Source organism: Acidithiobacillus sp., from assembly GCF_027322205.1.
In the GTDB taxonomy this organism is placed as follows: domain Bacteria; phylum Pseudomonadota; class Gammaproteobacteria; order Acidithiobacillales; family Acidithiobacillaceae; genus Acidithiobacillus.
On record NZ_DAHVHY010000059.1, the window covers coordinates 1 to 10687 of the forward strand.

The window sequence follows — 10687 nt, forward strand, 5'->3', positions numbered from 1 at the left end:
TCTCGGTGGTGCCGGGGATGGTGGAATGGTGGTGACCGCGGATGCGGAGTTGGAACGTAAACTGCGCGGACTGCGCAACCATGGTTCCTGGCAAACCTACCACCACGACGCGCTGGGGTATAATAGTCGCCTCGACGAAATGCAGGCGCTGGTTCTGCGCGCCGAGTTTCCGCACCTGGCGGTCTATAATGCGGGGCGGCGGCAAGCGGCGGCCTGGTATGCCCAGCATCTGACCGGCCTCGACCTGCAATTGCCTGCGGTGCCGGTGGGCTATCACCATGTTTTCCACCAGTTTACCATCCAATCGGATGCGCGGGACGCGGTCAAAGCGGCTCTGCATGCGGAGGGCATCGCTAGCGCTATCTACTATCCCATTCCGGGGCATCAGCAGAAGATGTTCGCGCACCAGGCACAAGCCCATTGTCCGGTGGCAGAGCGTCTGGCGGAGCGGGTGCTCTCGCTGCCCATGTTCCCGGAATTGGGTGAGAAGCAGATTGCCTGGATCGCTACCGTGATCCGTCGCACCCTGCACGGCTAGGGCCTTGAGCAAAACATTTATCCTCGCGGTGGAACGCTCTGGAGAGAATCTCGGGCTGGAGATCATGGCGAATGCAGCGCAAGCCGGACTCAATCTGCAGTGGTCGGGGGTGGTCGGATCCCGTCTGCAGGCAGTTGGAGTGGAAAACATCGCGGATGGTGAGGTGCTGGCCATGATCGATCTGGTGGCGGTGCTGCGGCACTATGGCAGCCTGCGCCGCCTCTATGCGCGGATTCTGCACCATCTGCGGACGGAGCGACCGGACTGCGTAGTGCTGATCGACCACCCGGCTTTTAATCTGCGGGTGGCGAAAGCGGCGAAGCAACTGGGTATCCGGGTGCTCTACGTGGTGGGTCCGCAGATTTGGGCCTGGCGCTCGCAACGAATCCATCAGATCAAGCTTGTGGTGGATCATATGCTGGTCCTCTTTCCTTTTGAAGTACCGATTTATGAGCAAGCCGGCGTACCGGTGCATGTACTGGCCCATCCGTTACTGGCGCAGACGGTTGTGGCGCCAGATCGGAAGCGCGCGCGGGCGGCTCTGGAACTGACGGCGGACGGCCCAGTACTCGCGCTCTTGCCGGGCAGCCGTCGCGGCGAACTGGAACGCCTGACTTTACGCTATGCGGAAACGGTGCGGCGACTGCGCGAACAAATGCCGGATCTCCGGATTCTGGTAGCGCTGGCCCGGGAGGAGTTGCGTCCCCTCTGGGAACGTCGCTGGAAGCAGGGCGCCGGCCCGGACGATGTGCAGGTGGTGTCGGCGCAGACCCAGACTGTGCTGGCGGCAGCGGATGTGGTGCTGGTGGCCTCCGGGACGGCGACACTGGAAACCGCGCTCATGGAACGCCCGGCAGTGGTCGTCTATGTTTTGAACGCGCTCACCTTTGCCTTTGCCCGACGATTGATCAAGACACCTTTCGTGGCCATGCCGAATATCCTGCTGAAAGAGTTCGTATACCCCGAGTTTTTGCAGGACGCCTTTGTGCCCGCCCAGGTGGCGGGCGCCCTGGCGGTGCTTTTTGGTCCAGCGGGCTCCATGCAGGTGGCGAAATTGCAAAAACTGCGCGATCTGCTGGAAGGAAGTCCTCCGGAGCAATTGCAGCGGGTGCTTCGTGAGATGCTGGCGTGAAGCCGATGATCATATGAAAATGGCACCGGACCTGGAACACCGGGGACCCCATTGTGCCGGAGTGGATGAAGCGGGGCGGGGGCCGCTTGCGGGGCCGGTGGTGGCGGCAGCGGTGATTCTGCGCGCTCCCCTCTACGGTCTGAATGATTCCAAGAAAATGACGGCAGCGGCACGGGCGCATTGGGCTGCCCGTATCCGCAGTGAGGCCCTGGCCTGGTCGGTGAGCCGGGCTGCGGTCTGGGAGATTGAGCGCTATAATATTTTACAGGCGTCTTTGCGGGCCATGTCCAGGGCGGTTGCGGGTCTGTCCCGGCGACCTCGGCGGATTCTCGTCGATGGCAATCAGTCCCCCCCCGGCTGGCAAGTGGAGACGCTGATGGGTGGCGATGGGCTGGTGGATGCTATCGCCGCCGCGAGTATCCTGGCCAAAGTAGCGAGAGACGAGGAGATGCGCTTACTCGACAGGTATTACCCCCAATACGGATTGGCGCGACATATGGGCTATGGCACCGCGGTGCATCTGGAGGCACTACAGCGCTGGGGGCCATCGGTCCTGCACCGGCGTGGTTTCGGACCTGTGGACCGGGCCTGGGCGGCGCAGCAATGAGCGCGCCGCGCTTTGTCCATTTGCACGTACACTCCGAATATTCCCTGGAGGATGGCATTATTCCGGTGAAGGCGCTGGCCAAGCGTTGTGCGGAGCGGGGCATGCCGGCCGTGGCGATTACCGATCATGGCAATCTCTTTGCCCTGGTCAAATTCTATAACGCGGCCCGGAGTCAGGGGGTCAAACCCCTGATTGGCAGCGAAATCTGGGTGCATGATGCGGCAGACTTGGAGCGGCCTGCCGGTCTGATCCTGCTGTGCATGAATAAAACCGGCTACGGTAATCTCAGCCGCTTGCTCAGTCGGGCTTATCTGGAGGGTAGTCGCCACGGACGTCCACAGATCGACGCGGCATGGCTGGAAGGTGCGAGTGACGGCCTCATCGCCCTGTCTGCGGCAGGCCAGGGGGAAATTGGACGTGCCCTGCAGCGCAATCCCCAGCAGGCGGAAAGCCGGGCACGGTACTACGCAAAGCTTTTCCCTGAGCGCTTTTATCTGGAAGTGCAGCGCAATGGCGAGGCTGGGCAGGAGGCGCTGGTACAGGCCACAGCGGCACTCGCAGGAAAACTGGATTTACCACTGGTGGCCACCAACAATGCCCACTTTCTGGATGCGGCGGACTTTGCCGCTTTCGATGCGCGGCAGTGTATTTCTGCGGGTTTTACCCTGGATGACCCGCGCCGTCCCCGCCGTTTTACGCCGGAGCATCGCCTGCCGGACCCCGAAGAAATGCGAGAGCGTTTTGCGGACCTGCCGGAAGCTTGCGACAACACCGTCGAAATCGCGCGACGCTGCAATATGGAGCTGGTGCTCGGCCAGTATGCGCTTCCGGACTACCCCATTCCGGCTGGGCAGTCCGTGGATGAATATTTGCATGATGCGGCGCAAAAAGGTCTGCAGGAACGTTTGCAGGAATTGCGTATCACTGGCGACGCCGTGTTGCCTTATCATGAACGTCTGTTGCGTGAGGTCGGCGTTATTCAGCAGATGGGCTTCCCCGGCTATTTTCTCATCGTCGCGGATTTCATCCAGTGGGCAAAAAATAATGGCGTCCCGGTAGGGCCGGGGCGTGGTTCCGGCGCCGGATCGCTGGTGGCCTATGCACTGCGGATCACCGATCTCGATCCTATTGGCAATGGCCTGTTGTTCGAGCGTTTTCTCAACCCAGAGCGTGTTTCCATGCCTGATTTCGATGTGGATTTCTGCATGGACCAGCGCGACCGCGTGATTCAGTATGTGGCCGACAAATACGGTCGCGATCGGGTCGGCCAGATCATCACCTTCGGGACGATGAAGGCACGGGCGGTGGTACGGGATGTCGGTCGGGTGCTGGGTTTGCCTTACGGCTTTGTCGACCAGTTGGCGAAGTTGGTGCCGGGCGATCTGGGCATGACCCTGGCCAAGGCACTGGAAGAGTCTGAAGAACTGCGCCGCCGCCAGACCGAGGAGGATGATGTCCGTGACCTGCTGGATATTGCCCTGCGTCTGGAGGGCTTGCCACGCCATGCGTCGACCCATGCGGGTGGTGTGGTGATCTCCCCGGAGCCGCTGGCCGACCGCATGCCGCTCTTTACCGACGGCTCCGAAGGGGGGGGGAACGTCACTCAGCTTGATAAAGATGATGTGGAGAAGATGGGACTGGTAAAGTTCGACTTCCTCGGATTGCGTACCCTGACCATCATTGACATGGCGGTCAAACTCATCAATGCCGATGTGGCAGCGGCGGCGCGCGCGCCCGTGAATATTCAGCAATTGCCGTTAGACGATACGGCGACTTTTGCCTTGCTCAAATCCACCGAGACGGCGGCGGTCTTCCAACTGGAGTCGTCGGGCATGCGCGATCTGGTGCGACGTCTGCAGCCGGATACCTTTGAAGACATCGTTGCCCTTGTCGCCCTGTTCCGGCCCGGACCGCTGCAATCGGGCATGGTCGATGACTTCATCGCCCGTAAACATGGCAAGGCGCCGGTCACTTTTCTGCATCCCGACCTGGCACCGATTCTCGATGAAACCTACGGGGTGATTGTTTATCAAGAACAGGTCATGCAATCCGCACAGGTGCTGGCGGGCTATTCCCTCGGCGGCGCCGATTTGTTGCGGCGGGCCATGGGCAAGAAAAAACCGGAGGAAATGGCCAAGCAGCGCGCCATCTTCCTGGAGGGTGCCCACAAAAATGGTCTGGTAGCGGATCAGGCCGGGGCGATCTTCGACCTCATGGAAAAGTTTGCTGAGTATGGTTTCAACAAGTCTCACTCGGCAGCCTATGCTCTGGTGTCCTATCAGACCGCTTACCTGAAGGCCCACTATCCACAGTTTTTTATGGCGGCCGTGCTGACCGCAGATATGGATCACACCGACAAGGTCGTGGCGATGATTGCCGAGTGTGCCCGCATGGGGCTGCATATTGCCCCGCCGAGTATTCAGCAGAGTGTGCTGGAGTTCCGGCCGGAGGGGGAGAGTGATATCCGCTTTGGTCTGGGAGCCATCAAAGGTCTGGGGCGGGCCGCCATTCAGGCGATTCTTGGGGCCCGCAGAGAGGGATCCTTCCTGAATCTTTTTGACCTGCTCTGCCGGGTGGATACCCAGAAAATCAATCGCCGTGCCCTGGAAGCGTTGATTCGCGCCGGAGCCATGGATGACTGGAGTGTGTCGCGGGCCAGCCTGATCGCTTCCGTGGACAGTTGTATTGAAGCAGCGGCGCAGTTTCAGAGCAGTCAGGCGAGCCAGCAGGAATCGTTGTTTAGTGGACAGGAAGCGTTGCCGGTGGCGCCACCGTTGGTGCTGGCCGAAGCGTGGAGCCTCACCGAGACCCTGCGTCAGGAACGGGAAACCCTGGGCTTCTATCTCAGTGGTCATCCCATGGACAGTCTGCGGGATGATCTGGCGGCGCTGGGAACGGTACCTCTTGGAGACATCCGTACCGGTACCACGGTGCTGGTGGCCGGGTTGGTGGTGGCGCGGCGTAGCACCCGAACCAAGCGTGGTGATCGTATTTATTTCCTGACCCTGGACGATGGCCAGGGGCGTCTGGAGGTTGTCGTCTTTGCCGAAGTCTGGGCGCAGGCTGGCAAGGTCGGGGAGGGTGAGGAGCCGGTGCTGGTTCTGGGTGAGGTGGGCGAGGACAGCTATTCTGGTGGCCTGCGGCTCAGTGCCCTGCGCGTGCTGGGTACGGCGCAGGCGCGTGAGGAACTGGCTGCGCAACTGACCCTGGAGCTGGAAGTCGCTGCAGAATTGGCCCCCCAAGACCTGCTCGTCGTGCTCCATAAATACCCTGGCCAAACGGCTTTACGTCTGCGTTTGCGCGTCGGTGACGATATTGTTGCGCAATTGCGGGTGGCGGAGAGCCTGAACTTTGTGGCGAGTCCCGCCGCTATCGCCGCCTTGACGGCGCTCGCACCCACGGCGCGTTGGTACTGGGACTATCGGCCGGCGACACTACTCGTCAATAACGTCATCCCCCTGGAGCGTGCCCGGCAGGCGGCGCGACGCCCGGCCTGAGCGCCGGCCCATTCGGAGTGGTAAGGAGTGAGCATGAAAATCAGTTATCTGGACTTTGAACAATCGGTGGCGGAGCTGGATGCCAAGGTGGAGGAGCTCCACGCCCTGAATCAGCCGGGTATTGCCGATGACATTTGCCGTCTGGAGGTCAAAGCGCGCAAGGAGTTGCAGCGTATTTACAGCAAACTTGGTGCCTGGCAGGCAGTACAGGTGGCCCGTCATCCGCAGCGGCCCTACACCCTGGATTATGTGCAGGCCCTTTTCACGGAAGTGCAGGTACTGGCAGGGGATCGTGCCTTCGCCGATGATCAGGCTATTATTGGCGGCCTGGCCCGCTTCAATGGACAGCCCATCGTCTGGATGGGGCATCAGAAGGGCCGCGACACCAAGGAAAAGATTCAGCGCAACTTTGGGATGCCGCGACCGGAGGGCTATCGTAAGGCTTTGCGTCTGCTCCGTCTTGCCGAGCGTTTTGCCCTGCCGGTATTCACTTTCATCGATACGCCCGGAGCTTATCCGGGTATCGGTGCCGAGGAGCGCGGCCAGAGTGAGGCCATCGCCCGCAATCTCGCGGTGATGTCCGACCTGGCGGTACCTATCATCTGCACGGTTATTGGCGAAGGTGGCTCCGGCGGGGCGCTGGCGATCGGCGTGGGTGACCGGATGCTGATGATGGAGTACGGGGTGTACTCCGTCATTTCGCCGGAGGGTTGCGCCTCGATTCTCTGGAAGAACGCCGCTATGGCGGCCGAAGCAGCGGAAACTCTGGGTATCACTGCACGTCGCCTGCAAGGAATGGGTCTGGTCGACGAGGTGCTGGCGGAGCCCCTTGGTGGCGCGCATCGTGATCCGGAAGCGGTCTTCGCGCTGACCCGCGAGCGCTTCGCCCATCACCTGCAGGATCTGCAGACGATGGATACCAGCAAGTTGCTGGCCAACCGTTATGAACGCCTGATGCACTATGGAGTCGTCGGCGCCGCCTGAGCTGGAGCGGCGTCTCCAGACGCGTCTGCAGGGGAGTTTGCGCCCCCCGGAAGGGCGTATATTGTATATGGCTTACAGTGGCGGTGGTGATTCTACGGCCCTGCTCGTGGCACTGGTTTCTTTAGGGTACACCGTTCACGCTCTGCATGTGGATCACGGCTGGCATCCAGACAGTGCTCAGTGGGCACAGTCCTGCCAGCAGCAGGCGGCGGCGCTGGGGGTACCCCTCACCCTGCTGCACCTACCCCCAGACACCCCGGGCGAAGGGCCGGAGGACCAGGCCCGGCGTGCCCGCTATGCCCTCATGGCGGCGCAGTTGGGTCAAGGTGACTGGCTACTTACCGCACAGCATCTGGAGGATCAGGCCGAGACCCTGCTTTTGCAGCTCTTGCGCGGTGCTGGTGTAGCCGGACTGGCGGCTATGCCCTGGCAGCGCCCCCTGGGTACCGGGCTGCTGGTCCGGCCATTGCTGGATGTATCCCAACAGGTGCTGCGGGATTATCTGGAACAGCGGCACTTGCCTTTTCTGAATGATCCGGCCAACGCCGATATGCGCTATGACCGGGTACGGGTACGCAATATCCTGCTCCCGCAACTGCGCGAACTGGGCTGGCCGTATGCGGCGCGCAATATCGCCCGCGCTGCGGATAACCTTGCCGATATGCGGGAAATCGCAGCGGACTGGTTTAGCCTGCGTTGGCAGCGGTATCGGGCAGATTACCCGGAACTCTCTGCAGAGCGGCTCTCCCTGGAGTATTTGCAGTCCCTCTCTGCTGCTGCACAGCGGGTTTTTCTGCGCGGATGGCTTCAGCAGCGGCAGATTTCTGTGCCGAGCCGGGAGCGTCTGGAGGTTCTGCGGGACGCGGTGATGCAGGGACGCGGGGGCGCGCGGATTCAGTGGGAAGGGGGACAAGCCTGGCTGCAGGGCGGACTGCTGCGCGCCTGGTCGCAACCGTGTGCTACGGTGGAAAAAGAATGGGAAGAGGGTCCCTGGGGTGCTGTTCCAGGAAAATCGCTGCCGATCCCTGGCTGGCAGTACGCTCTTCGGGATACGCCACCGGATGGCTTTCATCACGCGCTGGCAGGGCGTTTTGCGGGGATGAGCTTGTACTGGCGCCGCCGCCGCGAGGGGGAACTCATATTAACCGGACAGGGCCAACATCGTCCGTTGAAAAAATTGCTGCTGGAAGCGGGCGTGCCGCCGGATCGGCGTGCGGAGGTGCCCTTACTCTGGGACGAAGCGGGGCATTTGCTGCTCATTCTGGGGTACTACACCGCACCCTGGGCGAGTGCCCGTCATGGGGGAACGGCCCTCTGTCTCTGGAATGCCGGTGTTCAGTCTACCGCCGACAGGGGCGTCGGCTCGACATAGTGCAGCGGCTGCCCGTGCGCACCGGGGAGAATCTCGCCTTTGTCGAAAACCACCCGGCCGCCGACAATGGTAGTAACAGGCCAGCCGGTCAGGACCCAGCCATTGAAGGGGCTCCAGCCCACCTTGGTGAACATTTCTTCATTACGAACGGGTTTTTCATGGGTCATGTCGACCAGAGTCAGATCCGCATCCCAGCCGATGGCAATGCGCCCTTTGTTCACCACGCCATAGAGGCGAGCCGGATTGTAGCACATCCAGCGCTGCAGTTCGGCCAGGCTGCAGTGACCGTCGCGCATGGCGGTAAGCATCAGGGGCAGGCTGGTTTCCACGCCCGGCATGCCGGAGGGCGCGCGGGGATACCCTAAGGCTTTGTCTGTCAGCAGATGGGGGGCGTGATCCGTAGCGATGCAATCGATGACACCGCTGCGCAAACCTTCCCAGAGGGTCTGACGATCGTGGTCACTGCGGATGGGCGGGTTCATTTGCGCCAGAGAACCCATTTTAGCGTAGGCATCGGTGGTCAGAAAGAGATGATTGGGAATCGCCTCACAACTGATATAAGGCGCCTTTTCCTGGCGTAAAAACTCGGTTTCCATGGCTGTGGAGAGATGCAGGACGTGCAGACGGCGCTGATATTTTTTTGATAAGCGAACGGCTCGTTTCGTGGCGATCAGTGCCGATTCCTCATCGCGGATACGGGAATGATCGGCGGGATCACAACTGCCGCTAAACTGGGTGCGTCGTTCACGAATGCGAGCCTCGTCCTCCGCATGGACCGCTATCAGTTTGCGGCCATGCGCGAAAATACGATCCAGATCCTCTTCCTTGTCCACCAGCAAGTTGCCGGTACTGGCACCCATAAAAATCTTGATGCCGCAGGCCGCATCGGCGGCCAGCAGATTGTCGAGATTGTCCGGGGTGGCCCCGATAAAAAATCCGTAGTTGACCACGGATTTTTCGGCGCCGCGCGTCAGTTTGTCCGCCACAGCAGCGGGACTGGTGGTGGACGGATTGGTGTTGGGCATCTCCAGAAAACTGGTGACGCCGCCTTTGGCCGCCGCCCGCGAGCCGCTGGAAATATCTTCCTTCTGCTCATTGCCGGGTTCGCGAAAATGCACCTGCGGGTCCATAACGCCGGGCATCAGCATATGACCTTCGGCGTCAATCACCGTATCAGCGGCGCGGTCTATATCCCGATCGATGGCGACAATGCGACCATCTTCGGCGAAAAGATCTCCGTGATATAGTTCACCGGAGGGTAGGGCGATGCGCGCGTTACGAATCAGCAGACGCATGGCGTCAGTCCTGCGCCATCTGTTTCTCGCGTTTTTCTTCCAGCGTTTTGCAATCGATGCAGAGGGTGGCGGTAGGGCGGGCTTCGAGACGGCGCAGGCCGATCTCCACGCCACAACTTTCGCAGTAGCCATATTCGCCGGTTTTGATGTGGTCGAGGGCCTGGGTAATCTTACGGATCAGCTTGCGTTCCCGATCGCGGGCGCGCAGTTCCAGGCCCATGTCTGTCTCCAGACTGGCCCGATCATTGGGGTCGGAATAGTTGACGTTTTCCATCTGCATGTGTTGTACGGTACGGTCGACTTCCGCCATCAGTTCGCCGCGCCAGTCTTCCAGAATTTTCTGGAAATGGGCGATCTGCGCGTGACCCATATACTCTTCGTCGGGAGCGGGCTCGTAGGGGGTGAAGGCGGTGAACTGCTGGGCCGCGCCGGGCACTGTTTTCGCGGGCTGGAACGTGTTTTGGTCCATGGGAGCTTCCTGTCTTTGTGGTAAATCCGCTTACGTTTAACAGAGAATAGCCGTTTTGGCAATCTAGGGCATGCTGGTTACAATGGCCCGGCCAGACTGTTTTGGATGTCTGGGGTTTACCCGGTGGTTATGACACTTTTTACCATAAATTCAGGAGATAATGATTCATGCCATTGCGTGCGCTGATCTTTGATGTGGACGGGACCCTCGCCGATACCGAACGGGATGCCCACCGAGTTGCTTTCAATCAGGCTTTTGCCGAAGCTGGTCTTCCTTTCAGTTGGGATGTGCCGACCTATGGCCACTATCTGAAGGTTACCGGCGGTAAAGAACGCCTCAGGGCTTTCCTGAATGAACATCCGGAACTGCCGCAACTGGGCGATGCTGATATCGCCTCTATCCACCGTCAAAAGACCGGGTATTACGTGGAGATGATGAATGCCGGGTTATTGCCGCTACGCCCCGGTGTGGAGCGTTTACTGAACGCGGCACGGGATCATGGCCTGCCGCTGGCCATTGCCACGACCACCACGCCAGCCAATGTCGAGTCCCTGTTGAAGAGCACCCTGGGTGCGGAGGCGCCGCAGCGCTTTCATACCATCGGCGCCGGGGATATCGTCCCCCATAAAAAGCCCGCACCAGACATTTATGCCTATGTGCTGGGTCAATTAGGGTTGTCTGCCGCAGACTGTCTCGCGATTGAAGACTCGGCGAACGGGCTGCAATCCGCCCGTGGAGCGGGGCTCGCCACCATTATTACCCAGACGGAATATACCGAAGGACAGGACTTTAG

Annotated in this window: 9 protein-coding genes; 7 read left to right on the plus strand and 2 right to left on the minus strand. The window is 60.5% G+C overall.

Annotated elements, in window-relative coordinates; genetic code table 11:
* The 6 genes from M7F93_RS09060 to tilS form a co-directional block, all read left to right on the plus strand.
* A partial coding sequence (locus tag M7F93_RS09060) for a DegT/DnrJ/EryC1/StrS family aminotransferase (protein ID WP_298172261.1) occupies positions 1–538 on the plus strand: 538 nt, incomplete at its 5' end.
* 4 nt (positions 539–542) lie between these two features.
* Positions 543–1670, plus strand: a complete 1128-nt coding sequence (gene lpxB, locus M7F93_RS09065) for a lipid-A-disaccharide synthase (RefSeq protein WP_298172264.1) — start codon at positions 543–545, stop codon at positions 1668–1670.
* Between the two features lie 13 nt (positions 1671–1683).
* The gene (locus M7F93_RS09070) at positions 1684–2277 is read left to right on the plus strand and encodes a ribonuclease HII (RefSeq protein WP_298172267.1); all 594 of its coding nucleotides are present in this window, start codon (positions 1684–1686) and stop codon (positions 2275–2277) included.
* Positions 2274–5774 carry a DNA polymerase III subunit alpha gene (dnaE, locus tag M7F93_RS09075; RefSeq protein WP_298172269.1) on the plus strand — a complete coding sequence of 1167 codons (3501 nt, stop codon included), beginning with the start codon at positions 2274–2276 and terminating at the stop codon, positions 5772–5774. The genes M7F93_RS09070 and dnaE overlap by 4 nt, the downstream gene beginning before the upstream one ends.
* Before the next feature lie 33 nt (positions 5775–5807).
* On the plus strand, positions 5808–6758 hold the full coding sequence (locus tag M7F93_RS09080) for an acetyl-CoA carboxylase carboxyltransferase subunit alpha (RefSeq protein WP_298172272.1): 951 nt from the start codon (positions 5808–5810) through the stop codon (positions 6756–6758).
* Positions 6736–8130, plus strand: coding sequence for a tRNA lysidine(34) synthetase TilS (gene tilS, locus M7F93_RS09085; protein WP_298172274.1), 1395 nt, complete (start codon positions 6736–6738; stop codon positions 8128–8130). The genes M7F93_RS09080 and tilS overlap by 23 nt, the downstream gene beginning before the upstream one ends.
* On the opposite strand, the gene M7F93_RS09090 is transcribed toward tilS, so the two are convergent.
* Together M7F93_RS09090 and dksA are read right to left on the minus strand one after the other, a co-directional pair.
* Positions 8094–9425, minus strand: a complete 1332-nt coding sequence (locus M7F93_RS09090) for a dihydroorotase (RefSeq protein ID WP_298172277.1) — start codon at positions 9423–9425, stop codon at positions 8094–8096. The genes tilS and M7F93_RS09090 overlap by 37 nt on opposite strands.
* Before the next feature lie 4 nt (positions 9426–9429).
* Positions 9430–9894, minus strand: a complete 465-nt coding sequence (dksA, locus tag M7F93_RS09095) for an RNA polymerase-binding protein DksA (RefSeq protein WP_298172280.1) — start codon at positions 9892–9894, stop codon at positions 9430–9432.
* Positions 9895–10061: 167 nt separating this feature from the next.
* On the opposite strand from dksA, the gene M7F93_RS09100 reads away from it, so the two are divergent.
* A partial coding sequence (locus M7F93_RS09100; protein WP_298172283.1) for an HAD family hydrolase occupies positions 10062–10687 on the plus strand: 626 nt, incomplete at its 3' end.

What these genes read in the sequence shown, in the direction of transcription:
- M7F93_RS09090 (WP_298172277.1), bottom strand. Translation starts at nt 9,425, where the DNA reads ATGCGTCTGCTGATTCGTAACGCGCGCATCGCCCTACCCTCCGGTGAA.
- dksA (WP_298172280.1), bottom strand. Translation starts at nt 9,894, where the DNA reads ATGGACCAAAACACGTTCCAGCCCGCGAAAACAGTGCCCGGCGCGGCC.
- M7F93_RS09080 (WP_298172272.1), top strand. Translation starts at nt 5,808, where the DNA reads ATGAAAATCAGTTATCTGGACTTTGAACAATCGGTGGCGGAGCTGGAT.
- tilS (WP_298172274.1), top strand. Translation starts at nt 6,736, where the DNA reads ATGGAGTCGTCGGCGCCGCCTGAGCTGGAGCGGCGTCTCCAGACGCGT.
- dnaE (WP_298172269.1), top strand. Translation starts at nt 2,274, where the DNA reads ATGAGCGCGCCGCGCTTTGTCCATTTGCACGTACACTCCGAATATTCC.
- M7F93_RS09070 (WP_298172267.1), top strand. Translation starts at nt 1,684, where the DNA reads ATGAAAATGGCACCGGACCTGGAACACCGGGGACCCCATTGTGCCGGA.